We start from the raw sequence: 25972 nt of genomic DNA, 5'->3' as shown, positions 1-25972 counted from the left end.
CAATACGAACGAATGCGGAAGACGCGTCCGTTTCTTGAGAACTCAACAGTGTGTTAAAAGCCAGTGCATGATGCACAACCCCGTCCATTGGACGGATTCCTTTGGTTGGAACATTCATGTTTCAGCCGGGAGAAATTCTCAAAACATTGTTTGGAGAGTTTGATCCTGGCTCAGGACGAACGCTGGCGGCGTGCTTAACACATGCAAGTCGAGCGGAAAGGCCCTTCGGGGTACTCGAGCGGCGAACGGGTGAGTAACACGTGAGCAACCTGCCCCTGACTCTGGGATAAGCCCGGGAAACTGGGTCTAATACCGGATACGACCGCCCCCGGCATCGGGTGGTGGTGGAAAGTTTTTTCGGTTGGGGATGGGCTCGCGGCCTATCAGCTTGTTGGTGGGGTAGTGGCCTACCAAGGCGACGACGGGTAGCCGGCCTGAGAGGGCGACCGGCCACACTGGGACTGAGACACGGCCCAGACTCCTACGGGAGGCAGCAGTGGGGAATATTGCGCAATGGGCGAAAGCCTGACGCAGCGACGCCGCGTGGGGGATGACGGCCTTCGGGTTGTAAACCTCTTTCAGCAGGGACGAAGTTGACGTGTACCTGCAGAAGAAGCGCCGGCTAACTACGTGCCAGCAGCCGCGGTAATACGTAGGGCGCAAGCGTTGTCCGGAATTATTGGGCGTAAAGAGCTCGTAGGTGGCTTGTCGCGTCTGCCGTGAAAGCTCGCAGCTTAACTGCGGGTCTGCGGTGGATACGGGCTGGCTAGAGGTAGGTAGGGGAGAACGGAATTCCTGGTGTAGCGGTGAAATGCGCAGATATCAGGAGGAACACCGGTGGCGAAGGCGGTTCTCTGGGCCTTACCTGACGCTGAGGAGCGAAAGCGTGGGGAGCGAACAGGATTAGATACCCTGGTAGTCCACGCTGTAAACGTTGGGCGCTAGGTGTGGGGGTCTTCCACGATCTCCGTGCCGGAGCTAACGCATTAAGCGCCCCGCCTGGGGAGTACGGCCGCAAGGCTAAAACTCAAAGGAATTGACGGGGGCCCGCACAAGCGGCGGAGCATGTTGCTTAATTCGACGCAACGCGAAGAACCTTACCAAGGCTTGACATCGCCCGGAAAGCTGCAGAGATGTGGCCCTCTTCGGACTGGGTGACAGGTGGTGCATGGCTGTCGTCAGCTCGTGTCGTGAGATGTTGGGTTAAGTCCCGCAACGAGCGCAACCCTTGCTCCATGTTGCCAGCACGCCCTTCGGGGTGGTGGGGACTCATGGGGGACTGCCGGGGTCAACTCGGAGGAAGGTGGGGATGACGTCAAGTCATCATGCCCCTTATGTCTTGGGCTGCAAACATGCTACAATGGCCGGTACAGAGGGTTGCGATACCGCGAGGTGGAGCGAATCCCTAAAAGCCGGTCTCAGTTCGGATTGGGGTCTGCAACTCGACCCCATGAAGTCGGAGTCGCTAGTAATCGCAGATCAGCAACGCTGCGGTGAATACGTTCCCGGGCCTTGTACACACCGCCCGTCACGTCACGAAAGTCGGCAACACCCGAAGCCCGTGGCCCAACCAGCTTGCTGGGGGGAGCGGTCGAAGGTGGGGCTGGCGATTGGGACGAAGTCGTAACAAGGTAGCCGTACCGGAAGGTGCGGCTGGATCACCTCCTTTCTAAGGAGCATCTGGTTGGAGGCGACAGTCTCCGGCCTACGTCGAGGTCATCAGCGAACGTCTGATGCTCGACAGCTCATTAGTGGAGCACTGGCTACTCAACCAGGTCTGGTTGCCTGCGGTTCAGTACCGCCCTCGCGAGAGGGAGTGGGAACGGTCGTGAGGGGGCTGGGACTGGTTGGACACACTGTTGGGTCCTGAGGAAACGGACATCGTGAGATGTTCTCCTCTGGAGCACAGGACCGGGGATCCTCCCCTTTTGGGGAGGCTAGCCGGTCGCTGTTTGTTGTTTGAGATTTGCATAGTGGACGCGAGCATCTTTGTGGCCAAGTTTTTTAGGGCACACGGTGGATGCCTTGGCATCAGGAGCCGATGAAGGACGTGGGAGGCTGCGTTAAGCCTCGGGGAGTCGCCAACCAGACGTTGATCCGGGGATGTCCGAATGGGGAAACCTAGCACCAGTCATGTGGTGTTGCCTCCGCCTGAATGTATAGGGCGGTTGGTGGTAACGCGGGGAAGTGAAACATCTCAGTACCCGTAGGAAGAGAAAACAACAGTGATTCCGTGAGTAGTGGTGAGCGAAAGCGGATCAGGCTAAACCGTTTGCGTGTGATAGCCGGCAGGCGTTGCGCAAGCGGGGTCGTGGGACCTTTCTGAAGGAGCTGCCGCTTCTTCGAGGAGTAAGAAATCCTTCCGATAGTTGAAGCCTCTGGGAAGGGGCGCCGTAGACCGTGAGAGCCGGGTAGACGAAATCGGATGGACTCCTGAAGGGGATCCCAAGTAGCACGGGGCCCGAGAAATCCTGTGTGAATCTGCCAGGACCACCTGGTAAGCCTAAATACTCCCTGATGACCGATAGTGCACTAGTACCGTGAGGGAAAGGTGAAAAGTGCCCCGGTGAGGGGTCGTGAAATAGTACCTGAAACCGTGTGCCTACAAGCCGTAGGAGCTTAGTCGTCTTCGGACGGCTGTGATGTGACTGCGTGCCTTTTGAAGAATGAGCCTGCGAGTTATGGTGTGTGGCGAGGTTAACCCGTGTGGGGGAGCCGTAGCGAAAGCGAGTCTGAATAGGGCGTTTGAGTCGCATGCTGTAGACCCGAAGCGGAGTGATCTACGCATGGGCAGGTTGAAGCGAGGGTAAGACCTCGTGGAGGACCGAACCCACCAGGGTTGAAAACCTGGGGGATGACCTGTGTGTAGGGGTGAAAGGCCAATCAAACTCCGTGATAGCTGGTTCTCCCCGAAATGCATTTAGGTGCAGCGTCACGTGTTTCTTGCCGGAGGTAGAGCACTGGATGGCCGATGGGCCCGACAAGGTTACTGACGTCAGCCAAACTCCGAATGCCGGTAAGTGAGAGCGTGGCAGTGAGACTGCGGGGGATAAGCTCCGTAGTCGAGAGGGAAACAGCCCAGATCACCGACTAAGGCCCCTAAGCGTGTGCTAAGTGGGAAAGGATGTGGAGTCGCAGAGACAACCAGGAGGTTGGCTTAGAAGCAGCCATCCTTGAAAGAGTGCGTAATAGCTCACTGGTCAAGTGATTCCGCGCCGACAATGTAGCGGGGCTCAAGTACACCGCCGAAGTCGTGGCATTGACCCCCTTGCGGGGTTGATGGGTAGGGGAGCGTCGTGCAGCCGGCGAAGCAGCAGAGTGATCTAGTTGTGGAGGCTGTGCGAGTGAGAATGCAGGCATGAGTAGCGAATGCAGGGTGAGAAACCCTGCCGCCGGATGACCAAGGGTTCCTGGGCCAGGCTAATCCGCCCAGGGTAAGTCGGGACCTAAGGCGAGGCCGACAGGCGTAGTCGATGGACAACGGGTTGATATTCCCGTACCCGCTTTAACGCGCCCATATCGAACCTCGTGATGCTAAGAGTCCTTAAGCCCCGCAGCGTCCTTCGGGACAAGTGGTGAGGCTGAACGCTCGATCCGATCGGGTAGTAGGTAAGCGATGGGGTGACGCAGGAAGGTAGTCCAACCCAGGCGATGGTTGTTCCTGGGGTAAGCATGTAGGGAGTGTCGTAGGCAAATCCGCGACACACGTATCCTGAGATGTGATGCCGAGCCGATTGTGGCGAAGTGGATGATCCTATGCTGCCGAGAAAAGCCTCTAGCGAGTGTTGTGGCGGCCCGTACCCTAAACCGACTCAGGTGGTCAGGTAGAGAATACCAAGGCGATCGGGTGAACTGTGGTTAAGGAACTCGGCAAATTGCCCCCGTAACTTCGGGAGAAGGGGGACCTCTGCTGGTGATGAAACTAGCTTTCTGAGCTGGTGGGGGTCGCAGTGGCCAGGGGGAAGCGACTGTTTACTAAAAACACAGGTCCGTGCGAAGTCGTAAGACGATGTATACGGACTGACGCCTGCCCGGTGCCGGAACGTTAAGGGGACCGCTTAGCCACGCAAGTGGCGAAGGTGAGAACTTAAGCGCCGGTAAACGGCGGTGGTAACTATAACCATCCTAAGGTAGCGAAATTCCTTGTCGGGTAAGTTCCGACCTGCACGAATGGCGTAACGACTTCCCCGCTGTCTCAACCGCAGACCCGGCGAAATTGCACTACGAGTAAAGATGCTCGTTACGCGCAGCAGGACGGAAAGACCCCGGGACCTTCACTACAGCTTGACATTGGCGTTTGGAGCGTCTTGTGTAGGATAGGTGGGAGACTGTGAAGCTCGGACGCTAGTTCGGGTGGAGTCATTGGTGAAATACCACTCTGGTCGTTTTGAACGTCTAACTCTGGTCCGTGATCCGGATCGGGGACAGTGTCTGGTGGGTAGTTTAACTGGGGCGGTTGCCTCCTAAAGAGTAACGGAGGCGCCCAAAGGTTCCCTCAGCCTGGTTGGCAATCAGGTGTCGAGTGTAAGTGCACAAGGGAGCTTGACTGTGAGACTGACGGGTCGAGCAGGAGCGAAAGCTGGGACTAGTGATCCGGCGGTGGCATGTGGAAGCGCCGTCGCTCAACGGCTAAAAGGTACCCCGGGGATAACAGGCTGATCTTCCCCAAGAGTCCATATCGACGGGATGGTTTGGCACCTCGATGTCGGCTCGTCGCATCCTGGGGCTGGAGTAGGTCCCAAGGGTTGGGCTGTTCGCCCATTAAAGCGGTACGCGAGCTGGGTTTAGAACGTCGCGAGACAGTTCGGTCCCTATCCGCTGCGCGCGCAGGAGACTTGAAAGGGGCTGTCCCTAGTACGAGAGGACCGGGACGGACGAACCTCTGGTGTGCCAGTTGTACCGCCAGGTGCACGGCTGGTTGGCTACGTTCGGAAGGGATAACCGCTGAAAGCATCTAAGCGGGAAGCTCGCCTTGAGATGAGGTCTCCCACCACGAGAGTGGGTAAGGCTCCCGGTAGACGACCGGGTTGATAGGCCGGAGGTGGAAGCACGGTAACGTGTGGAGCTGACCGGTACTAATAGGCCGAGGACTTGACCACAAAGCATAAGCTTTGGTTTCTGCAGCAGCTCTGTTACTCTTCGCCGGGTCCGGAGCAGCGCGAAACCAAAGGTCTTCTTGCCCGCGTCCACTATGCAATTCTGAAACAACAAGCACATTGTGTTTGACAGTTTCATAGAGTTACGGCGGTTATAGCGCAGAGGAAACACCCGGTTACATTCCGAACCCGGAAGTTAAGCTCTGCAGCGCCGATGGTACTGCACTCGGGAGGGTGTGGGAGAGTAGGTCGCCGCCGGACAATCTTTAAGGGCCACCCCGTACCGGGGTGGCCCTTTTTGTTTTCCGATCCGCTTCGTCGCTGGACGGGCGAGCGGTCTGTCCCTCCCTCCAACGACCGTCGTCTTCACACGTGGCGCATATTGTCGCGAGGGGCTCCGCCCGTCGTCACGCGCAGCGCAACATATGGTGCGGCGTCCTCGGTCGGCACGCGTAGCCTTCGGGGCCGTGAGCTGTGTCGTGGAGCCCGTCACGTGTTCTTGGCCCGCGGCTTGGGGCGGAGGACGAAGATGCCCCAGCCCAGGTGCTGCCTGCCGTACTCGAGGTGGGAACGGCGGCTCTGGCGCAGGAAGTCGCGCAGCGCGGGGGTGTCGGGGTCGTCCTGGTGGGCCAGCAGCCAGTCGCTCAAGGTCAGCCACTGACTGGCCACGTAGCGGTCCCAGCTGTCGGGATTGGCGAGCACCATCTCCACCAGTTCGAATCCGGCCGCCTCGAAGCGGTCGTCGGTGCCGGCCAGCGTGGTGACGCCGTCGAGTTCCTTCAGCGCGAAGGCGGGCGGATCGCCGGATCCAGTAGCACTCGCCGACCAGGGCGAGGCCGTCGGCGCGCAGCATCGGGCGCATGAGGTCGAGGGTGCCGGTGAGGCCGCCGCCGATCCAGGTGGCGCCGATGCAGGAGACCAGATCGAAGCGCTCCTCGGTCGCGTAGGCGCCCGCGTCGCCCTGGACGAACGTGACGCGGTCGGAGACGCCCAGCTCGGCCGCGCGTTCGCGGGCGGCGGTGAGGAAGACCTCGCTGATGTCCACGCCGATCCCGGACAGTCCGTAGCGGGCCGACCAGCGGTTGAGCATCTCGGCCTTGCCGCACGCGAGGTCGAGCTGCCGGGCTCCCTCCCTGATGCGGCAGATCTCGCCGAGCAGGTCGAGCTTGTCGTCGGTGATCGGATTCAGGAGGCGATGCCGGGATTCGGCGATCTCGTGGAAGCGCAGTGACATGGCGGCCATTGTCGGTGAGCGGGGTTCGCGCGGGCGATCGCTTTTCGTGGAGAGCCCTTGAGGCGCGGGGACGTGCGGGGGCTTGCTAGGCTGAAGGGGCCTGGCCACCCTCAACCATGGGTGGCCTTCGTCGCGTAAGGCCCGAAAGCGGGCGGCGATCAGCCACGGTGGACCGTCGCGTTGGAGCACGCGTCCGCTGAGTGAGCCAACGAAATGGACCAGAAGTGAACAGAGATAACGGATCGGACGGCGAGGGCCGCCGCGAGCAGAGCGGCCAGGGCGGGGACACGCCCCGCGACGGGGAGAGGCGCTCGTCCGGCGAGCGCGGGCAGCGAGAGCCCCGGGGCGACCGGCCGTTCAGGTCCGGCGACCGGCCGCGTGGCGGCTCGCAGGGTCGCGATGAGCGCGGCGGCTACCCGCGGCGCGACGACAGGGGCGGCTCGTCCCGTGACGACCGCCCTCGTGGCGGTTACCAGGGACGTGACGACAGGGGCGGATACCGCGGGCGTGACGACCGTCCGCAGGGTGGCGGCGGGCACCGTGACCGTCCCCAGGGTGGCGGGTTCCGCGACAGGCCGCAGGGTGACCGTCCGCAGGGTGGCGGCGGATACCGCGACAGGCCGCAGGGTGACCGTCCCCAGGGTGGCGGCGGGTACCGTGACCGTCCCCAGGGTGGCGGGTTCCGCGACAGGCGGCAGGGCGACCGTCCGCAGGGTGGCGGCGGATACCGCGACAGGCCGCAGGGCGACCGTCCCCAGGGTGGCGGCGGGTACCGTAACCGTCCCCAGGGTGGCGGGTTCCGCGACAGGCCGCAGGGTGGCGGGTACCGGGATCGGGACGATCGCGGTGGTCGCGCTGAGGGCGGCCGCGGGGATGACCGGCCGCGTTCGCCGCGTCCGTTCCAGAACAGGGACGAGCGCGGGTACGCGTCTCGCGACGACCGTCCCCAGGGCGGCGGCTTCCGCGGTCGTGACGACAGGGGTCGTGACGACAGGGGCCCGCGTCGTGACTTCGAGCGGCGCGATGACCGTCCGCAGGGTGGCGGCGGGTTCCGCGACAGGCCGCAGGGAGATCGGCCCCAGGGCGGCGGATACCGTGACCGTCCCCAGGGCGGCGGTTTCCGTGACCGTGACGACCGTGGACCTCGCGGCGACGATCGCGGTGGCTTCCGCGACCGTCCCCAGGGCAGCGGTGGCTACCGTGGTCGTGACGACCGTCCGCAGGGTGGCGGTTTCCGCGACCGGCCCCAGGGCGACAGGCCGCAGGGTGGTGGATACCGTGACCGGCCGCAGGGCGGCGGGTACGGTGACCGTCCTCAAGGCGGCGGGTTCCGGGACAGGCCGCAGGGTGGCGGTTTCCGAGACCGTGACGACAGGGGACCCCGTGACCGCGACGAGCGGCCTCGTGAGGGCTTCCGTGGCAACGACGACAGGGGCGGTTTCCGCGACCGTCCGCAGGGTGGCGGCGGCTACCGTGACCGTCCCCAGGGCGGTGGCGGTGGTTACCGCGGTCGTGACGACCGGCCGCAGGGTGGCGGTTTCCGCGACAGGCCGCAGGGTGACCGTCCGCAGGGTGGCGGTTTCCGCGACAGGCCGCAGGGTGACCGTCCGCAGGGTGGCGGTTTCCGCGACAGGCCGCAGGGCGACCGTCCGCAGGGTGGCGGTTTCCGCGACAGGCCGCAGGGCGACCGTCCGCAGGGCGGTGGATACCGCGACCGGCCGCAGGGCGACAGGCCCCAGGGTGGCGGCGGGTACCGTGATCGTCCGCAGGGCGGTGGGTTCCGCGACAGGCCGCAGGGTGGTGACCGTCCGCAGGGTGGCGGATTCCGCGGGCGTGAGGACCGGCCGTTCTCCCGCGACTCCCGCGGGTCCGGGGAGCGTCCTCCCGCCGCCAGGGCCAGGTTCGGCAGGGACGAGCGGGAAGAGGAGGCTCCGCGCCGCGAGCAGCTCCCCGACGTTCCGCCGGACATCACCTTGGACGAGCTCGACAAGGACGTCCGCGACGAGCTGCGCTCCCTGCCTCTCGACCTTGCCGAGCTGGTGGGACGGCACCTCGTCGCCGCCGAGCGCGCGCTGGTCGAGGACGACACCGACAGGGCGCACGAGCACACGAAGGTGGCTCGCCGGTTCGCCGCCCGCATCGGCGTCGTCCGCGAGGCGGCGGGCATCGTCGCCTACCGCGCGGGGAACTTCTCCGAGGCGCTGAGCGATCTGCGCGCCGCGCGCAGGATGACGGGCTCCGACGCCTACCTGCCGATCATGGCCGACTGCGAGCGCGGGATGGGCCGTCCCGAGCGCGCCCTCGACCTGGTCCGCTCGCCCGAGGCCGAGCGCCTGGACCGGGCGGGACGCATCGAGCTGGCCATCGTCGAGTCCGGCGCCCGCCGCGACCTCGGCCAGAACGACGCCGCCGTCATCACCCTCCAGCGCCTGCCCGAACTTCGTGACACGAACGCGCGTCCGTGGTCGGCCAGGCTGGCGTTCGCCTACGCCGACGCGCTCGCCGACGCGGGCCACCAGGACGCGGCCACGGACTGGTTCGCCAGGGCGATGGCCTTCGACGAGGACGGTGAGACGGACGCCGCCGAGCGGTACGCCGAGCTTACCGGCGCGGTGATCGAGGACATCGAGGAGGACTTCGAGGACGCCGAGGGCATGGAGCACGGCGACGAGGAGTTCGGCGACGTCCTCGATGACGAGGGAGACGTCCAGGACGGGGCGGCGGAGGCCAGGCAGCCGTCCGACGTGCTCGACGATGACGACGACGGGGATGAGGAGGAGTTCTCCGAGGAGGCTGCCGCTTCGGCCGCTCCCGCCGCTTCCGCCGCGGACTCCGGCGGCACGGAGGTCTCCACCGCGGATGCTTCCACGGCCGTCGACTTCGACGACGAGGAGGAGGAGTTGTCCGAGGAGACCTCGGGCGCCGCTTCCGCCTCCGCCGAAGCCGTCGCTGAGGACGTCACCGAGGTCGACGACTCCGACGAGGCCGCCGGTTCGGAGGAGGACGAAGACGACTCCGACGAGGTCGCCGGTTCGGAGGAGGAAGACGACTCCGACGAGGTCGATGGTTCGGACGGCGTGGACGACGACTTCGACGACCTCGAGGAGGACGTCGACGCAGAACTCGCCGAGTCCACGAGGGCGCCGGAGGCGTCGGCCAAGAGCGAGCCGGCCAAGACCGGCATCGGCCCGGCGTTCATCGAGCCCAACTTCGGCGACATTCTCGACGACCCCGAGGACTCCGAAGACAAGAAGTGATCGTCGGCTGCGCCGTACCAGAGCTCTTGGTACGGCGCAGCGGCGTCACACCCTCTGGGGTGCCCTCCCTGAGGGTGATCGTCGGGCTGCGCCGTACCAGCACTCTTGGTACGGCGCAGCGGCGTCCCAGTCTCTGGGTGCGCTCCCTGAGCTTTGGACCCATTCGGCGCCCAGGCCCGCCGCCCGCCGGGCGGGCCCGGGCAGCGGTCCGGGTTCACGAACGGGCACCCCTTTACGGTGAGACCTTGTTCAGCCAGTGGAGAATCCCCGCGACGTTGGACGGCGCCCCGCTGAGCAGCTCGAACTGCTCGGCCGTCTCGTCGTCGGACTTCAGCGCCGTGTACCGCTCGCGGGTGCGGTCGCGGACCATGGCGACGGCGTGGTCGAGGTCCAACCCCTCCTGGTGGGCCTGCTTGGTCAGATCCACCCAGACACGCAGCTCCTCCGCCGAGCGCTCCAAGGTCTCCTGAACCGCGCCGACAGGCCCGTAATGGCTGAAAAGGAGCCGCTGCGGACCCAGCGCCTGGAACAGGGCGATCGAGTCGAGAGCGGTCTGGAGATCGAAGTCCGGTGGCGGGGTCGCGGGACGCAGGTCGCCCGTCTGCGGGAGGTAGACGCCTGCCGCGTCGCCGACGTACAGGTCGCCGGTGGCGGAGTCGACCAGGCCGACGTGGTGTTTCGCGTGGCCGGGGGAGTAATGACTGGACAGCGTACGGCCGTTGCCCAGATCGATGGCCCCGGTGTCGCCCAGAGCCACGATCCGCCCGGACTCCGTCGGGGCCAGCTCCCCGAACAACGTGTCGAGCTGGTCACCCCACACCATTCGCGCGCTCGCCATGAGCCTGGATGGATCGGCCAGATGCCGCGCGCCCTTCTCGTGCACCACGATCTGCGCCTGCGGGAAGAATCCCGCTATGTCTCCCACGCCGCCCGCATGGTCGAGGTGGATGTGCGTGACCACCACGGTGGCCAGGTCGTTGGGACCGACGCCGAGTGAGGCCAGCGCGTCCCGCACCACCGGCGCCGACGTCGACGTGCCCGTCTCGACCAGGCATGGCCGGTCTCCGAGGATGAGGTAGCCGGCGGTGATCCCGGCATATCCCGCCATACGCGTGTCGATCTCATAGACGTCGCCGCCGAGCGCGGTGATGTTGTCCACAGCCACTCTCCCCAGCCGAACCGCTGTCCCCAGAACGGCATTCTGTCCGCTCCGGCCTTCCCCACATCGTAAAGAGTGGTCCCCCGACAAGCGCAGCCCCCGCGGGCAGCGCCGATCCAGGAGGAGGATCACGTGGACCGCAACGACGTGACGCTGGTGGGGCGTCTGTCCGCCAGCCCCGACGAGCGTGCCATGCCCAGCGGCGACACTCTGACCAAATGGCGCATCATCGTCCGCCGCGATCCTCACGTACGGCGCGGCCACGTCGACACCATCCAGTGCGTCACCTTCGACTCCGAGGTGGCTGCCCTGGTGAAGGGGATGCGCCCGCGAGATCCGATGGAGGTCAGAGGGGCACTGCGCTGCAGGATCTATGGCCCGCCCTCGGGCAAGAGCTGGCGCTACGAGGTGGAGGTGCACTCGGTGGTCGTTGCGACTACAGCAGAGATCCTCCAGCCGACCTCAATGGATGGAACCCCGCCAGAGATCCTCCAGCCGGTCCCAACGGATGGAACCCCGTCCGAGGCCCTTCAGTCGAAGCCCCCGGATGGAACGCCGTCCGGGACCCTTCAGCCGAGCCCAACGGACGAAACTCCACCAGAGCCCCTTCATGGGAGCCCAACGGGCAATCCCACCGCGCCAGAGTCCCGCCAGGCGATCCCCGCGGCCGGAGCTGTATCCGAGGCCAATCCGCAGGGACTGGACGACGGCGCCGCTTTTCGGGAGAAGCCGGCGATGGTGCCGTCCGACCTGGCCAGCACTCCGCCACGTCCGGTGGCCTACCTCGCGTCCACCGGGTGACCCGCGGAAGGTGAGAAGCGCAAGATCGCCTGGCGTCCTCGGGGTGCGCCGAAGGAGGCGATCCGCACGGCCCTCCTTGTCTTCACTGGGAGATCCCCAAAGGCGAGGAGTATGCGGTCTTCTGATCTGCCCCGCGAATCCCGGAGCGGCGGCGCAGTCGCACAAGGTCCGCATGGGTTCGGAGGGATGAGAGTGCAGTCCACATGGAGTAGCGCATGCCTGGCGTCTGGTGGGGCAGATGGGCGGGCGCCTGGTCGAAGGAAAGGTCCGGCCAGAGATGTGCTCTTGCTAGAGGCGGAAGGCGCTGGCGTTCTCGGTGGCCCACTCCTCGAAGGTGAGCGCCGGCCTGCCCAGGATCTGCCGCACCGTGTCCGTGGACGGGCCCGCCTGTCTCGCGTAGTCGGCCAGCGATCCGAGCAGCCGGTCGGGCACGTCCTCCGGCAGTCCCTGTGCGAGCATTCCCTGGCGAACCTGCTCAGGAGCGAGCTCCAGGAAGGACAACTCCCGTCCGATGGCCTGCCCGATGAGGCGTACCTTGTCCTGCTGGGTGAGCGATTCGGGCCCGCTGAGCACGTACGCGCGTTCCGCATGGTCGTCCCCCACGAGAGCCCGTACGGCTACCGCGGCGATGTCGCGCGGGTGGATCGGCGAGGTGGCCGCCTCGGGATAGGCGCCGCGTACGACACCCGTGGCACGGATCTGCGGCGCCCAGGCGAGGGCGTTGGAGGCGAAGTCGGTGCAGCGCAGGAGGGTCCATCGCAGCCCCGAGGACTTGGCCGCCTCTTCGACCGCTCTGAAGTGGTCGGCGAAGCGCCGGAGCCCGGCGGGGTGCGCCACGGTGGCGGCCGACAGGACCACCACGCGTCGCGCCCCACGCTCGGCGGCGAGCGACAGCAGCTCGGTGGTGGCGCTCCCGACGGCGCGCGGACTGAGGAGAACGGCCTCGACGCCATCGAGCGCCCTGGCCAGGGTCTGTGGCCTGGACGGGTCCCCGTTCGCCAGGTGGACCTCGCCCGGAAGATCGGCGGTGGACGGCTGGCGGGTGACGGCCGCCACCTTCACGCCCTCCTCGGACAGCAGGCCGACCGCCGCGCGACCCACAACTCCCGTAGCTCCGGTGATCAAGATCATGACTGGCCCCTTCTTCCGTTGCCGATAACCTTTCATCTGCAACCCATACGATACGAGGAACATATCATATGAATTCCGTACGATCTGGAGACGGGGAAGCGGCGCGGCAACGGCGACGGCTGAATGCGGCGATCAGGGAGTCCCTGCGCGAGTTGAGCATCCAGCTCTCGCTGCTCAACCACCAGGTGGGCGGACGCCTCGAACTCAAGGACGTGGACGTCGACTGCCTCGACCTGATCAACCGGTACGGCCCGCTTACCCCGAGTGCGCTCGCCAAGCGCGCAGGCCTGCATCCTGCGACGCTGACGGGCATCCTCGACCGGCTGGAACGAGGGGGCTGGGTGGCGCGCGAACGCGACCCGTCGGACCGCCGCGCCGTTCTGGTCCGAGCGCTGCGGGAGCGGAACGCCGAACTGCTGGGGCTGTACGCGGGGATGAACGCGTCGCTGGAGGAGATCTGCGAGGGGTACGGGGCGGCCGAGCTCGAGGTGGTCGCCGACTTCCTCCACCGCACGGCCAACGCCGGACGAATGGCGACCGAAGAGCTGGCCGGCGGCTGAGGCACAGCCGAAACGGAACCGGCCGCCACGAGACACGGAGAGTCCCGGCTGTCGCGCGAAGTGGGAGGGGTCCTGCCGCCTCACGACGCGGAGTGCGGTCCAGTCGGCTCGCGAGATGGTCGAGACCGTGGACTTGCTCAGCGCGGCTTCCGGGCCGAGCGCATCGGCCAGCGCGCATTCGACGTCGCGCACCGACAGGCCACGCACGATGGAGGCGATGACCAGCGTCTCGAGGGTGTGGGTGCGGGTGACGCCGGTGCCGAACTGGCGGGAGGGAACTTCTCGGTGGTGCCGCGCAGCTTGGGGCGGGCGACGGTGATCGGGCCGCTGGTGGTCTTGATCGTGGTCGGGCAGTGCCCGTTGCGGTGGCCGGGCCGCACCACGACTTGCTCCTCGTCGCCGTCGGCTGCGGTGACGGTGGCGGCGCGCTGGTAGCGGGCGCGGCCGAGGAACGCCTCCACTTCGGCCTCGACCGCGGTCTGGATGATCAGGCGGGCGCCGAGCCGGGCGACGTCTTCGAGGACCTCGACCAGGTCACGATCAGCGGTGAACAGGGCGTCGATCTCGGCACGGATGCGCGGCCGAGTGGGCGGCGGCCAGAAGACGGTGCGGCGTTGGCTGCACCGCTTCGACCACGCCGGGCCGGAGGATCTGGGCGGGCAGGCCGCAAGCGGCGGATCACCGAGGCCGAGCGATCCCGGATCATCGCCATGGTCAGGCAGGTGCCGCCCGGAAGGCTGGAGGTGCAGCCCGGCGGGGACCTGGGGGCTGCGGACGAGACCGGGCCGGCTTACTTGCGCGGGCGGCGTCCTCGCTTAGGCCGGTGACGCTGGTCAGGCCCAGGCAGTTGGCCTCGCACCGAACTGAAAAGCCGCGCTCGCCGACGGCCTGGGTCCTCCGAGCCGACGGAGTGAGTGCGCGTGCCTCCTGTACGAGCGTATCCGGGGACTACGTCGACGACGGAACCCGCCCCGCTCCCCTGGGGCCCGAGCGGTGCATGCTCCACTGCGCGAGCGGCAACAGGGCGTTCACCAGTGCCTGGCCGTCCGGGGCCAGCTGATAGCGGATCTGTACGGGCGTAGTGGGGATGACGGTGCGCTCGATGAGGCCCGCGGCCTCGAGTTCCTTCAGGCGCTGGGAGAGCAGCCGGTCGGAGATGCCGTCGATCATCGCCCGGTACTCGCCGAAGCGCCGGGCGCCCTGGGCGGCAGCCTGCAGTACCGAACCCGTCCAGCGGCGTCCGACCATTTCGAGGATGCCCTCGAAGCTCGGGCAGGTGTCGTCATGAATGGAGTTCACTTACAAAAGATTAGCACCTTACCCACCGTTTTGCCAGCGCGGCGATCTGGCCCACCCTGGACTCATGACCGACTACGGACGCCAACTCTCCTTCGGAGTGAGCCTCGACCCCTGCGCCGGGACATGGGCACTGACCCGGCGTCTCGCGCGGACGGCGGAGGACTCGGGCCTGGACTACCTCGCCGTCCAGGACCACCCGTACCAGCCCGGACGCCTCGACGCCTGGACCCTGATCACGCACCTGTCGGCGGTCACCGACCGCGTCTCCTTCCTCACCGACGTCGCCGACCTGCAGCTGCGTCCGCCGGCGATGCTTGCCAAGGCCGCCGCGTCGCTGAGCGTGCTGACCGACGGACGGATCCAGCTCGGTGTCGGCGGGGGCGGCATCCCCAACGCCATCGCCTCAATGGGCGGACCGGCGCGACGCGGACAGGACATGGTGGCGTTTTCACGTCAGCGGATCATCGACGAGGCGGCCGCCGACGCGGGCCGCGACCCGAGCACACTGCGGCGCGTCTACAACGTGATCGGCGTGATCGGTGACCACGGAGACGGACCCGGGCTCGTGGGCGGGGTGCGGCGGTGGGTGGACACGCTCGCCGAGTGGGCCGTGGAACTCGGCTTCGACACCTTCGTCTTCTGGCTCGCCACCGACCCCGAGCGGCAGCTCGGGCTCTTCGCCGGCGAGGTCGTGCCCGCGGTCCGCGAGCGCGTCGACGCAATCTGGAGCGGGCGATGAACGACACCTTCTCCACCGTGCCGGCCGAGCTCGCGGGCAAGGTGGTCACGCCCGACGACCGCCGCTACCGGCCGCTCCGCTCCACCTACACCACCGTGGGCCGCCCGGCCGCCGTGGTCCTGCCCGAGTCCGCGGGTGACGTCGCGGCGGCGCTGCGGCTCGCGCGGGAGATGGGCCTTCGGGTCGCCGTCCGCAGCGGCGGGCACGGCCTGTCCGGCAGCGGCACCAACCACGGCAATCTCGTCATCGACCTGAGCGCGCTGCACCGGGTCGACGTCCTCGACCGCGGCTCCCGGCTGGTCCGCGTCGAGGCGGGCGCCCGCTGGGCCCAGGTCGCCCAGGCGCTCGCCCCGCACGGGCTCGCCATCAGCTCGGGCGACCACGGCAACGTCGGAGTCGGCGGCATCGCCACCGGGGGCGGCGTCGGCTGGCTCGTGCGGCAGTACGGGCTCACCATCGACCACATCCGTGCCGTCGAGGTCGTCCTGCCCGACGGATCGGCCGTGCGCGCCGATGCCGAGGCCGAGCCCGACCTGCTGTGGGTGATGCGCGGGGCCGGCGCGGGTGCCGGGATCGCGGTGGCCTTCGAGATCGAGGCCATGGAGCTTCGTGACGTCGGCCACGCACAGCTGGTCGCGGCGGTGGACCCGGCCGGGGAGACACTGCGGCGCTGGGCCGACGTCATGGCACAGGCGCCGCGCGAGCTGTCGACGGCGGTGATGCTGTCCTCGCAGGGCACCGGCACTGCCGCGTTCATCACCGCGGTCGTGGCCTCGGACCGCCCGTCCGTCATCCGCGACGCCGTCGAACCGCTGCTCGGCATCGGCGACGTGATGGCCCGGCAGGCCCACGTCGTCCCCTACACCGAGCTGGTCCCACCGCACCATCTGCACGCCAACTCCGGGCAGATGCCCGCCAGCACGACCAACGGACTGCTCACCGACATGACCCCGAACGCCGCCCGCGCACTGGTCACCGCGTCGGCCGGCCCCGACCCGGTCCTGATCCAGCTGCGTTCACTCGGCGGCGCGACCCACGACCCTGCCCCCTCGGCCACCGCGTTCGCCCACCGCCACCAGAACACCCTCGTCGTCGCCTCGGCGTTCCCGCCGGACGCCCCCGCCACACTGGCCGCCGCCTGGCGCCCCCTCGCCCCGCACACCGACGGCGCCTACGTGAACTTCGAGAGCGCCCCCGACGAGGCGACGTTCGCCCGCGCCTACCCGGGACCGACCGGCTCCCGCGTCACCGACCTGTGGAAGCGCTACGACCCCGACGGCGTCCTGCGCCCCCGGCCACCGGCCTGAACGCGACCGCCTCGACCTCGCCGACCACGAGCCCGCGGCACCCGCCGCGAGCACCCGCCCTTTCAAGTCACCAGTACTGGAGATACTCCATGGCCACGTTGCTGCACATCGACTCGTCCGTCTTCCCGGGCGGCGCCTCCGCCTCCCGCGCCGTGACGGAGACCTTCCGCAAGATCTGGGAGGAGCAGCACCCGGAGGGCACGGTGATCTACCGCGACCTCTCCGTCGACCCCGTCCCGCACATCACCGCCCACGCCCACACTGCAGGGTTCGCCGATCCGGACGCCCACACTCCCGAGCAGGCCGCCGCCTTCGCCGAACGCCTGGAGCTGATCGAGGAGTTGGAGCGTGCGGACGCGGTGCTGATCGGCGCGCCGATGTACAACTACACGATCCCCTCGACCCTCAAGGCCTGGCTGGACAACGTGATCCTCTTCGGCCGCACCTCGGGCGAGAACCCCTCCGCCAAGGGCACCCCGGTCACCGTCGTCGCCAGCCGCGGCGGCTCCTACGCACCCGGCACCCCGAAGGAGCCCTACGAGTACGTGCAGAACTACCTGACGGCGACCCTCGCCGACATGCTCGCCCTCGACCTCGACTTCATCGTCCCGGAACTCACCATGGCCCCGCACAACCCGGCCATGGCCGAACTGGTGCCGCTCTTCGAAACCTCCCGCGACCGCGCCTTCCAGGACGCGACCACCAAGGCCAAGGCCCTCGCCGAACGCCTCGCCGCGTAAACACGAGAACGCCGTGTGCGTCCCTGCCACTGGGACCGGGACGGGGGTGCCGACGGTGAAGCTGATCGCGGCGTCGCCGGTCCAGCCGTCGAGTTCGGCTCCGCAGTCGATGCTGACCAGGTCGCCGTCGCGCAGGCGGTAGTCGTCGGGGATGCCGTGCACGAGGGCGTCGTGACGGAGGCGCAGATTACCCCTGGGAAGGGGGTGGGGGCGAAGGAGGGCTGTTAGCCCAGGAACGGAGAGCGCGCCCCGGCCTTGGTCACGACGGTGCGGGCGGCTTCGTCGAGCTCGCGCAGGCCGGACCCCCACGGCTGCCGATTGGCGGGCGGCTGCGAGGGCCTAGGCCACGACGCGTCCGGCTTCACGCATCGTCTCCAGTGCCGTGTCGGTCTTGATCTCCACCATGTGTCGCGACTCCCTGCGATGCGACGCTACCCAATACTTATGCCGGTATTAGTATCACGGATATGGTGAGAGTTCCTTTGCGCCCGCAAGAGCGGCAACGTGGAGAGGGGTTCGGGGCCCTGCTCCGCGAGGTCCGCGGTGACCGCAGCATGGTGGACGTGGCAGCGGCGGCCGGGGTGTCCGCGGAGACACTTCGCAAGATCGAGACCGGCCGGGCCCCGACCCCGGCCTTCTTCACCGTGGTGGCCCTGGCCCACGCGCTGGACCTGTCGCTGGACGACCTGGCCACAGCCTGCGCAGAGGATGCCGACGGCGGTGGCCAGGCCATGTCGGCGTGAACGTCAGGAGACCTGCCGTCCGGCCGAAAGGCGGATGTTCCTGACATGGCACGGGAGTGCCGGCCCTCGCCGCATGGCACCAGTTCGACGCTGTCTTCTCGGCACGGCGCGGACCCTCAGGTCAACCCCCGAAGGACTTCGAGAGCGGACCCCTTAGTCGAACGTACGGAGGACCAGGCCCGTGCGTGGTTTGGGGCCGAAGGAGGTGGACTTGCGAGGAACGCGTTCGCCCTCCGCCGCCACCGCCAGCACATCCTCCACGGCCAGCGGCTTGAGGATCACCGCGGTCCCGCCGGTGCGAGCGGCCAGCCGTACCGCCGCCCATGGGTCGTGGTGCACGATGCGGACGTTCTGCTCGTCGTCCTGCATCCCCCAGACCTTCGGCAGCACGAACTCCGTCAGCACCGAGGTATTGAGCGCGTTCCACCGGGCCGACCTGTCGGTGGGCATGGCATGGGCCAGCTGCAACGGGTCGGGGTCGGTGAGGAGATGGGACGTGCCGCTCTTGCCCGCCAGAAGGAAGGCGGGATCGGCGGTCGACTCCAGGGCCTCCAGGCCCGACTCCAGCGAGTCGAAGTCGCGCACCTGCCACGAGCCCTTGGCCCTGGTGATGGCCTCTGGGAGCGGCAGCCAGGGCAGGACCCGGTGGATCGCCTTGAGGTCGGGTGGATAGACGGTGGAGTCGACAAGGAGGCTCAGGCCGAAGTCCCACGGCCCGGCGGACCCGCGTGTGGCGTGCTCCTGCCGCTGCAGCACCCGGTAGGTGGCGTAACGGTGATGGCCGTCGGCGATCAACGCCTGCCTGCCGTGCAGGTCGGCGTTGATGAGGTCGATCTCGCCGGTGTCGGTGATGGCCCACAGGCGATGCCGTATGCCGTCGCGGGTCACGGCCTCCACCAGCGGGGGACGCGTGGTGGCGACGGTGTCGACGAGGCGGGTGGCGGGGCCGCCGCCGTCGTACAGCAGGAAGATCGGCTCCAGGTTCGCCTGCGTCGTGCTCATCAGGGACAGACGGTCGGCGATCGGGCCCGGCATGACGTTCTCGTGCGGCAGGATGATCCGCTGTTCGGGTGCGGCCAGGCCGACGTCGCCGATCAGGCCGCGCTGGAGCACGCCGGGTCCCGACTGCTCGTAGACGTAGAGCGCGGGTTCGTCATCGCGAATCAGCACGCCCGACTCCAGCCATGCGCGCAGGGTGTTCCTGGCCTGACCGTACGGCTCGGCGGACGCGCCCTCGGAATCCGCTGCGCCCCCCGAATCGGCCTCTCGGGCTGCTCGGGCTTCTGAGGCTGAGGACGGCGCTGTAGCCCAGCTGGGAGCCCCAGGTGAGGTGGCAGCTTCCCCGGAGGTCGGCGCCGCAGGCGTTGAGGCCGCTGGAGCGTCTGAGGACCGCGCACCGGAGTCGGGCGCGGTCTGCCAGGCGGGCGCGCCATTCGAGTTGCGCGTGGCCCGCGCGCCGGGACTCGGAAGGATGAGGCGGACGACGTTGTTGGGATGGGTATCCAGGAGCTCCTGGACATCGCTGTCGGAGATCAGGTCGTACGGAGGAGAGGTGACCCCCGCGGGATCATCGACAGTGAAACGGACGCCGCGGAACGGGCGTAGCACCAGCCCGTCCGGCACCGGCAGTTCAGGACTCGCCATACCGGGCATGCTCCCATAAAGGCCTGAATCACCCAGGGACTGCTCCAAGGACGCAGCGGTGCCCGGTTCATCAGGGAATCGGTCGGATCTGTCGTCTGTCGATTGAGGAGGCCTCACACATGACCCAAGGGAAAAACGGCCCCGAAGATTCCCCCACCCCTGGTCAAGGGGCTCCCGCTGGGGACGTGTACGACTGGTACCAGCGCGGGATCGGACTTCTCAAAGACGGCAGCCCCGCGGCCGCGGCGGCGCTGCTCGAGCGCGCGGCGGAGGCCGAACCCGACTCGCGCAGCATCAGGGAGGCGCTGGCCAGGGCACAGTTCAACTCCAGACAGTACGCGCAGGCGGCCTGCACCTTCCGGTGGATCGTCGACGCCAACCCGGCAGAGGACTACGCCTACTTCGGTCTCGGACTGGCGCTGTGGCGGACGGGCGACATGGAGGCGGCACAGGAGCCGCTGGCCATCGCTGCCGCCATGCGTCCCGACGAGCGCCATTACGTGACCGCGCTGAAGAGCGTACGCGCCACCCTCCGCGCCCGCCGTCAGGCCTGAACCCACATCGTCTCCCCCCTCCCCGCGCCGGCCGCCAAAATAGGCGCGCATCTGTTGGTTGACTGCGCGCCCGACACGCTGATGTCTTGCGCCAAGGCGGGGCGCCGTACCTAGTGTGCGGTGTTGGAGAGGATGGCGGCGCGCAGGTATTCGGCCAGCCCCGGCGCCGCCTCGTCGATGGTGGCGGTGAAACGGGGATCGGCCACGTACATCTCACCCAGTCCCCGGTGGATCTCGGGCGTGCACTCGTAGAACCAGCGCGAGATGTGCAGGCGGTGCTCCTCGGCCAGATCCGTGGCCTCACGGCTCGAGGCCGCCACCCCCGACCTCATCAGCGCCGCGAGCCTGGCCGAGATCTCCCCCGATTCGGCCATGCACCTCCGCCAGTCCTCCTCGCCGTAGGAGGCGGTCCTGCGCTGGGACTCGGCCCACGCGTCGGTGCCGCCCCACCGCTCGGCCGCCTCATCGGCATACGGGTTGTCCATGATGTTTCTCACCTTTCGTCGCATCCTGGGTAGAGCCAGGCAGAACGCTAAAGTCTCACGCGGCGTGAGAGTCAACCGGGAGAAGAGGCACGGGTGCTGATCGACGGATACGACACGTTGCTGCTGGACCTCGACGGCGTCGTCTACCTGGGCAGGCAGGCCGTACCCCATGCCGCGGAATCCCTGGCGGCGGCCGCGGGGCGGGTCAGGCTGGCGTACGTGACGAACAACGCCTCCAGGAGCCCCGCCGCGATCGCCGAGCACCTCACCCACCTGGGCGTCGCCGCCACGGCGGCGGACGTGGTGACCTCGGCCCAGGCCGCGGCGCGGCTGATCGCCGAGCGGGTACGGCCGGGCGCCCCCGTGCTCGTCGTCGGCGGCACGGGCCTGCGGATGGCCGTCAGGGCGCAGGGGCTGCGCCCGGTGACCGTGGCCGCCGACGAGCCCGTCGCGGTGGTGCAGGGCATCGCGCCCGACCTGTCGTACGGCCTGCTGTCGGAGGGCGTGCTCGCCGTACGGCAGGGCGCCTGGTTCGTGGCCGCCAACGGCGACGCCACGATGCCCACGGCCCGCGGCGAGCTGCCGGGAAACGGCGCGATGGTGCGGGTGATCGCCACGGCCACCGGCGTCGAGCCGGTCTACGCGGGCAAGCCGGCGCCGCCGCTGCACCGCGAGTCCATGATCCGAACCGGGGCCGAGCGGCCGCTGGTGGTGGGGGACAGGCTCGACACCGACATCGAGGGCGCGACCAACGCGGGCGTCGACAGCCTGCTCGTGCTCACCGGCGTCGCCACGCCGCGCGAGGTGCTGACGGCCGCCCCCGAGCACCGGCCGACGTACGTCGCCGAGGATCTGTCGGCGCTGCACCGGCCCTATCCGCGGGTACGGCAGGGCTGGCGGGCCAGGTGGTCGGACGGCCTGCTGTACCTCGACGGCGACGGTGGGTGGATCGAGGGGCTGAGGACGGCCTGCGCGGCGGCGTGGGCGGCGGCCGGCGAGGGGCGGATGGACGAGGACGCGCTCAAGCCCGCGCTGGAGACGCTGCGAGTCTGAGACCGCGGGGAGGGAAGAGGGTCACAGCAGCCGGCGCAGGCGCAGCAGGTCGCCGAAGCTGGCGTCGATCTTGACTCGGCCGCCCAGGAGGGCGCGCGCCAGGTCGAGCTCGCCGTCCACCAGCGCGATCAGGTCGTCGCTCGTGATGGTCAGCTTGACGTCGGCGGGCCTGCCGTCGGCGGGCGGCGTCTGGTCGAAAGGGTCGAGGCCGCCGTGGTGCAGCCGGCCGTAGAACATGACGTCGAGGTCGGAGATCCGGCAGCTGACGGTCCGCTCGACCACGTGCTTGGCCCTTGACTCCTCGTCGATCTCGTCGAACTGCTCGACGAGCCTGCCAAGCGCCGCCCTGCACTCCTCGAGGGTAGCCATGCTGGTCGTCCTCCCCGTTCTCGCCGTTCCTACGGACGGTAGCGTTCCACATGGGGCGCATGGGAAATCCGGCACGCCAGAAAACCCGGCCCACCCTGCCCAACGCACGAGGGGGTCGGCAGAGTGTCGGTGCGGTCCGATACGGTCGAAGACATGATGGAGATCGGTGACGAGCGCGTCGACGCGGTGGTGGCGGGCCTCGTCCAGGCGGAGTCGCTGCCCGTGAGCGATCACGTGAAGGTGTTCGAGGAGGCGTTCTCGGCCCTGGAGGAGACGCTGGCCTCGGTGGACGACCAGTGAGCCGTCGCGTCAGGCTCGACAGCGAGCTCGTCCGGCGGGGCCTGGCCCGATCCCGCGAGCAGGCGGCCCAGCTCATCACCGACGGCAGGGTGAGCGTCGGCGGTCAGGTGGCGGCCAAGCCGGCCACCCAGGTCGACACCGCCTCGGCGATCGTCGTGGCCGAGTCGGCCGAAGGGCCCGACTACGTCTCGCGCGGCGCCCACAAGCTGCTCGGCGCCCTCGAGGCCTTCCCCAAGCTCCGGGTGGCGGGCCGCCGAGCGCTCGACGCGGGCGCCTCGACCGGCGGCTTCACCGACGTCCTGCTGCGCCACGGCGTCGGCCACGTGCTGGCCGTCGACGTCGGCTACGGTCAGCTGGCCTGGTCGCTGCGCACCGACGAGCGCGTCACGGTGATGGAGCGCGTCAACGTCCGCGACCTCACGCCCGAGATGGTCGGCGAGGCGCCCTCGCTGATCGTGGGCGACCTGTCGTTCATCTCGCTGCGGCTCGTGCTGCCCGCCCTGGTGAGGGTGGCCGCCCCCGAGTCAGACTTCGTGATGCTGGTCAAGCCGCAGTTCGAGGTGGGCAAGGAGCGCGTCGGCGCGGGCGGCGTGGTGCGCGACCCCGAGTTGCGGGCCGGAGCGGTGCGCGACGCCGCCGCCAAGGCCGTCGAGCTGGGGCTGACCGTGCGCGGCGTCACCGCGAGCCCGCTGCCGGGTCCGTCGGGGAACGTCGAGTACCTGCTCTGGCTGGGCAAGGGAGAGGGCGAGCCCGCGGTCGAGGATCTCGAGGCCGCGATCGGGCGGGCAGTGGCGGAGGGGCCGCAATGAAGCGCACGGTGCTCGTCACCGCTCACACCGGGCGGGAAGCCGCGATCGAGAGCGCCCACCTGGTGATCGACAGGCTGCTCGAAGCGGGCCTTTCGGTCAGGGTGCTCGAAGCCGAGTCCGAGGACATCGGCCGCAGGGGCGTCGAGGTGATGCCGTCCGACCCCAGCGCGGCCAAGGACGCCGAGATGATGATCGTGCTCGGCGGCGACGGCTCGCTGCTGCGCTCGGCCGAGATCGCCAGGCCCGCCGGCACCCCGCTGTTCGGCATCAACCTCGGCCACGTCGGCTTCCTGGCCGAGGCCGAAGTCGACGACCTGGCCACCGCCGTCGACTCCGTGGTCGAGGGCCGCTACGACGTCGAGGAGCGCATGACGCTCGACGTGACCGCCCGGCAGAACGGCCAGATCATCGCCGACACCTGGGCGCTCAACGAGGCCACGGTGGAAAAGCGCGAGCGCATGCTCGAGGTCGTCGTCGAGGTCGACGGGCGGCCGCTGTCGCGGTGGGGCTGCGACGGGGTGATCTGCGCGACCCCGACCGGCTCGACCGCCTACGCCTTCTCCGCCGGAGGCCCGGTCGTCTGGCCCGAGGTCGAGGCGCTGCTGCTGGTCCCGATCAGCGCGCACGCGCTGTTCGCCAAACCGCTCGTGGTCTCGCCGCGCGCCACGCTGGCCGCGGAGATCCTGCCCAACACGCCGGGCGGCGTGCTGTGGTGCGACGGCCGCCGCCGCTTCGATCTGCCCGCGGGCACCAGGGTGGAGGTCCGCAGATCCACCCATCCGGTACGGCTGGCCCGCCTGCACGGCATCGAGAACACCGGCGCCCCGTTCACCGACAGGCTGGTCGCCAAGTTCGAATTGCCTGTACAGGGCTGGCGCGGAAGGGTGCGTCCCTGAGTCAATGGTGACGGTAGCGCGTAGGATCGCATGCGCACAGGTGTTCGGCTATGTCGACGGGACAGGAGTGGCCAGTGCGACCCAGGGTCGAGGAGGTCCGCATCCAGGGGCTCGGCGTCATCGACGAGGCCGTCCTTGAGCTCTCGCCCGGCTTCAACGTGGTCACGGGCGAGACAGGGGCGGGCAAGACGATGGTCGTCACCGGGCTCGGGCTGCTGTTCGGCGGCCGCGCCGACCCCGCCAGGGTGCGCCCCGGCGCCGACAAGGCCACGGTGGAGGGCACGCTCGTCGTCGAGTCGAACGGCCGCGTCGCCCAGCAGGTGGAGGACGTCGGCGGCGAGGTCGAGGACGGCGAGCTGATCATCTCGCGCACCGTCTCCGCGGAGGGCCGCTCCCGCGCGTGGCTGGGCGGGCGCACGGTCCCCGTCGGCACGCTGACCTACCTGGCCGACGACCTGGTGGCCGTGCATGGCCAGATGGACCAGCAGCGGCTGCTCCAGCCCGCCAGGCAGCGCGCCGCGCTCGACCGCTACGCCGGCGAAGACCTGGTCAAGCCGCTGCGCGCCTACGCGCAGACCTACAAGCGGCACAAGCAGGTCACGACCCTGCTGGAGGAGCTCACCACCAAGGCGAGGGAGCGGGCGCAGGAGGCCGACCTGCTCCGCTTCGGCCTGGAGGAGATCGAGAAGGTCGACCCGAAGCGGGGCGAGGACGTCGAGCTGCGCGCGGAGGAGGAGCGGCTCTCCCACGCCGACGCACTGCGCGGTGCCGCCACCACCGCGCACACCGCCCTGCTCGGTGACCCCATGGACCCCTCCGGCGGCACCCGCGACGTGATCTCCCTGCTGGGCGAGGCCCGCACGGCCGTCGAGGCGGTGCGCGACTTCGACCCCCAGCTGGCCAGCGTGGCAGACCGGCTGGCCGAGGCCGGCTACCTGATCTCCGACGTGGCCACCGACCTGGCCGCCTACGCCGAGTCGATCGAGGCCGACCCCGCCAGGCTCGCGGCCGTGCAGGAACGCCGCGCCGCGCTGTCCGGGCTGATCAGGAAGTACGCCGAGGACAGCGCGGGCGTCCTGGCCTGGGCGCAGGCGTCTGCCGCCCGGCTGGCCGAGCTCGAGGGCGACGACGACCGCATCGAGGAGCTGACCAGGGAGCACGAGGAGCTGAGCGCCAGGCTGGGCGAGCTGGCCGCCGAGCTCACCAAGGTCAGGACGGCCGCCGCCGAGCGCTTCGGCGCCGCGGTCACCGAGGAGCTGACCGCGCTGGCCATGCCCCACGCCAGGGTCGTCGTGCAGCTCACCCAGGCCGACGAGTTCGGCCCCGAGGGCGTCGACGAGGTCGAGCTGCGCATGTCCGCGCACCCCGCCGCCCCACCGCTCCCGCTGAACAAGGGCGCGTCCGGCGGCGAGCTGAGCCGCGTCATGCTGGCCATCGAGGTGGTCTTCGCGGGCGCCGACCCCGTGCCGACGTTCGTGTTCGACGAGGTCGACGCCGGCGTCGGCGGCAAGGCCGCGGTCGAGATCGGGCGGCGCCTGGCCCGGCTGGCGCGCACCGCCCAGGTGATAGTCGTCACTCACCTGCCGCAGGTCGCCGCCTTCGCCGACCAGCACCTGGTGGTCGAGAAGGCGGGCGACGGCAGCGTGGTGCGCAGCGGCGTCGTCACCCTCGACCACGACGGCAGGGTCCGCGAACTGTCGCGCATGCTGGCCGGCTTGGAGGACTCCGAACTGGGCAGAGCCCACGCCGAAGAGCTCCTGGGAATGGCCGCTGCCGATCGGTGATCCTCCGTGACA

At 68.4% G+C, this 25972-nt stretch carries 20 protein-coding genes, 3 rRNA genes and 3 pseudogenes; 16 read left to right on the top strand and 10 right to left on the bottom strand.

From position 1 onward, the window contains the following. Positions 1–147 precede the first annotated feature (147 nt). The 3 genes from H4W81_RS18015 to rrf all read left to right on the top strand — a co-directional run bounded on the left by H4W81_RS18015 (position 148) and on the right by rrf (position 5357). Positions 148–1669: ribosomal RNA gene (locus H4W81_RS18015) — 16S ribosomal RNA — on the top strand. A gap of 324 nt (positions 1670–1993) precedes the next feature. Continuing rightward, positions 1994–5099, top strand: a 23S ribosomal RNA gene (locus H4W81_RS18010). A gap of 141 nt (positions 5100–5240) precedes the next feature. After that, positions 5241–5357: ribosomal RNA gene (rrf, locus tag H4W81_RS18005) — 5S ribosomal RNA — on the top strand. Together the 16S, 23S and 5S rRNA genes form the textbook arrangement of a ribosomal RNA operon. Positions 5358–5585: 228 nt before the next feature. On the opposite strand, the gene H4W81_RS47325 is transcribed toward rrf, so the two are convergent. Both H4W81_RS47325 and H4W81_RS49365 read right to left on the bottom strand, forming a co-directional pair. Then, positions 5586–5801 (bottom strand): hypothetical protein, encoded by a 216-nt coding sequence (locus H4W81_RS47325; protein WP_225958681.1) that lies wholly within the window; start codon positions 5799–5801, stop codon positions 5586–5588. A gap of 166 nt (positions 5802–5967) precedes the next feature. Beyond that, positions 5968–6186, bottom strand: a pseudogene (locus H4W81_RS49365) (SAM-dependent methyltransferase); the annotation flags it as partial. Between the two features lie 368 nt (positions 6187–6554). On the opposite strand from H4W81_RS49365, the gene H4W81_RS17995 reads away from it, so the two are divergent. After that, a complete protein-coding gene (locus H4W81_RS17995; protein ID WP_192775883.1) occupies positions 6555–9587 on the top strand; it encodes a hypothetical protein in 3033 nt (1010 codons plus the stop codon). A gap of 232 nt (positions 9588–9819) precedes the next feature. Here the strand turns inward: H4W81_RS17995 and H4W81_RS17990 are convergent, their stop codons facing one another. After that, positions 9820–10746, bottom strand: a complete 927-nt coding sequence (locus H4W81_RS17990) for an MBL fold metallo-hydrolase (protein WP_192775882.1) — start codon at positions 10744–10746, stop codon at positions 9820–9822. Between the two features lie 132 nt (positions 10747–10878). On the opposite strand from H4W81_RS17990, the gene H4W81_RS17985 reads away from it, so the two are divergent. Beyond that, on the top strand, positions 10879–11547 hold the full coding sequence (locus H4W81_RS17985; protein WP_192775881.1) for a single-stranded DNA-binding protein: 669 nt from the start codon (positions 10879–10881) through the stop codon (positions 11545–11547). A 288-nt stretch (positions 11548–11835) separates the two neighbouring features. On the opposite strand, the gene H4W81_RS17980 is transcribed toward H4W81_RS17985, so the two are convergent. Continuing rightward, positions 11836–12678 (bottom strand): NAD(P)H-binding protein, encoded by an 843-nt coding sequence (locus tag H4W81_RS17980; RefSeq protein ID WP_192775880.1) that lies wholly within the window; start codon positions 12676–12678, stop codon positions 11836–11838. Positions 12679–12746: 68 nt separating this feature from the next. On the opposite strand from H4W81_RS17980, the gene H4W81_RS17975 reads away from it, so the two are divergent. Further along, positions 12747–13238: a MarR family transcriptional regulator gene (locus H4W81_RS17975; RefSeq protein WP_192775879.1), complete on the top strand. Its 492-nt coding sequence runs from the start codon at positions 12747–12749 to the stop codon at positions 13236–13238. 105 nt (positions 13239–13343) lie between these two features. On the opposite strand, the pseudogene H4W81_RS50080 reads toward H4W81_RS17975, so the two are convergent. Together H4W81_RS50080 and H4W81_RS17965 are read right to left on the bottom strand one after the other, a co-directional pair. Next, a pseudogene (locus tag H4W81_RS50080) lies at positions 13344–13813 on the bottom strand (transposase); the annotation flags it as partial. Between the two features lie 373 nt (positions 13814–14186). Continuing rightward, entirely contained in the window at positions 14187–14537 is a 351-nt protein-coding gene (locus H4W81_RS17965) for a winged helix-turn-helix transcriptional regulator (RefSeq protein ID WP_318781792.1), read from the bottom strand. A gap of 64 nt (positions 14538–14601) precedes the next feature. On the opposite strand from H4W81_RS17965, the gene H4W81_RS17960 reads away from it, so the two are divergent. From H4W81_RS17960 to H4W81_RS17950, 3 genes are all read left to right on the top strand, one after another. Beyond that, positions 14602–15276, top strand: a complete 675-nt coding sequence (locus tag H4W81_RS17960; RefSeq protein WP_192775877.1) for an LLM class flavin-dependent oxidoreductase — start codon at positions 14602–14604, stop codon at positions 15274–15276. Continuing rightward, the gene (locus tag H4W81_RS17955) at positions 15273–16583 is read left to right on the top strand and encodes an FAD-binding oxidoreductase (protein WP_192775876.1); all 1311 of its coding nucleotides are present in this window, start codon (positions 15273–15275) and stop codon (positions 16581–16583) included. The genes H4W81_RS17960 and H4W81_RS17955 overlap by 4 nt, the downstream gene beginning before the upstream one ends. Before the next feature lie 89 nt (positions 16584–16672). After that, positions 16673–17323, top strand: a complete 651-nt coding sequence (locus tag H4W81_RS17950; protein ID WP_192775875.1) for an FMN-dependent NADH-azoreductase — start codon at positions 16673–16675, stop codon at positions 17321–17323. A gap of 51 nt (positions 17324–17374) precedes the next feature. On the opposite strand, the pseudogene H4W81_RS48680 reads toward H4W81_RS17950, so the two are convergent. Then, positions 17375–17485, bottom strand: a pseudogene (locus tag H4W81_RS48680) (M24 family metallopeptidase); the annotation flags it as partial. A gap of 305 nt (positions 17486–17790) precedes the next feature. Here H4W81_RS48680 and H4W81_RS17940 point away from each other — a divergent pair. After that, positions 17791–18066 (top strand): helix-turn-helix domain-containing protein, encoded by a 276-nt coding sequence (locus tag H4W81_RS17940; RefSeq protein WP_192775874.1) that lies wholly within the window; start codon positions 17791–17793, stop codon positions 18064–18066. A gap of 153 nt (positions 18067–18219) precedes the next feature. Here H4W81_RS17940 and H4W81_RS17935 read toward each other — a convergent pair whose 3' ends face one another. Next, positions 18220–19710, bottom strand: coding sequence for a DUF1015 family protein (locus tag H4W81_RS17935; RefSeq protein ID WP_225958680.1), 1491 nt, complete (start codon positions 19708–19710; stop codon positions 18220–18222). 119 nt (positions 19711–19829) lie between these two features. Here H4W81_RS17935 and H4W81_RS17925 point away from each other — a divergent pair, with 119 nt between their 5' ends. Beyond that, positions 19830–20264, top strand: coding sequence for a tetratricopeptide repeat protein (locus H4W81_RS17925; protein ID WP_192775873.1), 435 nt, complete (start codon positions 19830–19832; stop codon positions 20262–20264). A gap of 110 nt (positions 20265–20374) precedes the next feature. Here H4W81_RS17925 and H4W81_RS17920 read toward each other — a convergent pair whose 3' ends face one another. Next, on the bottom strand, positions 20375–20749 hold the full coding sequence (locus H4W81_RS17920) for a TipAS antibiotic-recognition domain-containing protein (protein WP_225958679.1): 375 nt from the start codon (positions 20747–20749) through the stop codon (positions 20375–20377). Between the two features lie 93 nt (positions 20750–20842). Here H4W81_RS17920 and H4W81_RS17915 point away from each other — a divergent pair, with 93 nt between their 5' ends. Further along, entirely contained in the window at positions 20843–21802 is a 960-nt protein-coding gene (locus tag H4W81_RS17915; protein WP_192775871.1) for an HAD-IIA family hydrolase, read from the top strand. A 21-nt stretch (positions 21803–21823) separates the two neighbouring features. Here H4W81_RS17915 and H4W81_RS17910 read toward each other — a convergent pair whose 3' ends face one another. Next, complete coding sequence (locus tag H4W81_RS17910) at positions 21824–22171, bottom strand: SCP2 sterol-binding domain-containing protein (protein ID WP_192775870.1); 348 nt, start codon at positions 22169–22171, stop codon at positions 21824–21826. 153 nt (positions 22172–22324) lie between these two features. On the opposite strand from H4W81_RS17910, the gene H4W81_RS17905 reads away from it, so the two are divergent. Genes H4W81_RS17905 through recN form a run of 4 tightly spaced genes read left to right on the top strand, consistent with a single transcriptional unit; the run spans position 22325 to position 25960 of the window. Then, the gene (locus H4W81_RS17905) at positions 22325–22471 is read left to right on the top strand and encodes a hypothetical protein (RefSeq protein ID WP_183662050.1); all 147 of its coding nucleotides are present in this window, start codon (positions 22325–22327) and stop codon (positions 22469–22471) included. Further along, positions 22468–23280 carry a TlyA family RNA methyltransferase gene (locus H4W81_RS17900; RefSeq protein ID WP_192775869.1) on the top strand — a complete coding sequence of 271 codons (813 nt, stop codon included), beginning with the start codon at positions 22468–22470 and terminating at the stop codon, positions 23278–23280. The genes H4W81_RS17905 and H4W81_RS17900 overlap by 4 nt, the downstream gene beginning before the upstream one ends. Further along, positions 23277–24176, top strand: a complete 900-nt coding sequence (locus tag H4W81_RS17895; protein WP_192775868.1) for an NAD kinase — start codon at positions 23277–23279, stop codon at positions 24174–24176. Before H4W81_RS17900 ends, H4W81_RS17895 begins: the two co-directional genes overlap by 4 nt. 50 nt (positions 24177–24226) lie before the next feature. Continuing rightward, a complete protein-coding gene (gene recN / locus H4W81_RS17890) occupies positions 24227–25960 on the top strand; it encodes a DNA repair protein RecN (protein ID WP_192775867.1) in 1734 nt (577 codons plus the stop codon). Positions 25961–25972: the final 12 nt, after the last annotated feature.

This window comes from Nonomuraea africana (assembly GCF_014873535.1).
In the GTDB taxonomy this organism is placed as follows: Bacteria; Actinomycetota; Actinomycetes; order Streptosporangiales; family Streptosporangiaceae; genus Nonomuraea; species Nonomuraea africana.
Note: the sequence above shows the minus strand (reverse complement) of the source record. Positions and strands in the feature narration are given on the sequence as shown.

Coding starts and splice junctions, on each gene's coding strand:
- H4W81_RS17975 (WP_192775879.1), top strand. CDS start 12,747: ATGAATTCCGTACGATCTGGAGACGGGGAAGCGGCGCGGCAACGGCGA.
- H4W81_RS47325 (WP_225958681.1), bottom strand. CDS start 5,801: ATGGTGCTCGCCAATCCCGACAGCTGGGACCGCTACGTGGCCAGTCAG.
- H4W81_RS17980 (WP_192775880.1), bottom strand. CDS start 12,678: ATGATCTTGATCACCGGAGCTACGGGAGTTGTGGGTCGCGCGGCGGTC.
- recN (WP_192775867.1), top strand. CDS start 24,227: ATGTCGACGGGACAGGAGTGGCCAGTGCGACCCAGGGTCGAGGAGGTC.
- H4W81_RS17905 (WP_183662050.1), top strand. CDS start 22,325: ATGATGGAGATCGGTGACGAGCGCGTCGACGCGGTGGTGGCGGGCCTC.
- H4W81_RS17940 (WP_192775874.1), top strand. CDS start 17,791: ATGGTGAGAGTTCCTTTGCGCCCGCAAGAGCGGCAACGTGGAGAGGGG.
- H4W81_RS17910 (WP_192775870.1), bottom strand. CDS start 22,171: ATGGCTACCCTCGAGGAGTGCAGGGCGGCGCTTGGCAGGCTCGTCGAG.
- H4W81_RS17925 (WP_192775873.1), top strand. CDS start 19,830: ATGACCCAAGGGAAAAACGGCCCCGAAGATTCCCCCACCCCTGGTCAA.
- H4W81_RS17960 (WP_192775877.1), top strand. CDS start 14,602: ATGACCGACTACGGACGCCAACTCTCCTTCGGAGTGAGCCTCGACCCC.
- H4W81_RS17955 (WP_192775876.1), top strand. CDS start 15,273: ATGAACGACACCTTCTCCACCGTGCCGGCCGAGCTCGCGGGCAAGGTG.
- H4W81_RS17895 (WP_192775868.1), top strand. CDS start 23,277: ATGAAGCGCACGGTGCTCGTCACCGCTCACACCGGGCGGGAAGCCGCG.
- H4W81_RS17950 (WP_192775875.1), top strand. CDS start 16,673: ATGGCCACGTTGCTGCACATCGACTCGTCCGTCTTCCCGGGCGGCGCC.
- H4W81_RS17935 (WP_225958680.1), bottom strand. CDS start 19,710: ATGGCGAGTCCTGAACTGCCGGTGCCGGACGGGCTGGTGCTACGCCCG.
- H4W81_RS17920 (WP_225958679.1), bottom strand. CDS start 20,749: ATGGACAACCCGTATGCCGATGAGGCGGCCGAGCGGTGGGGCGGCACC.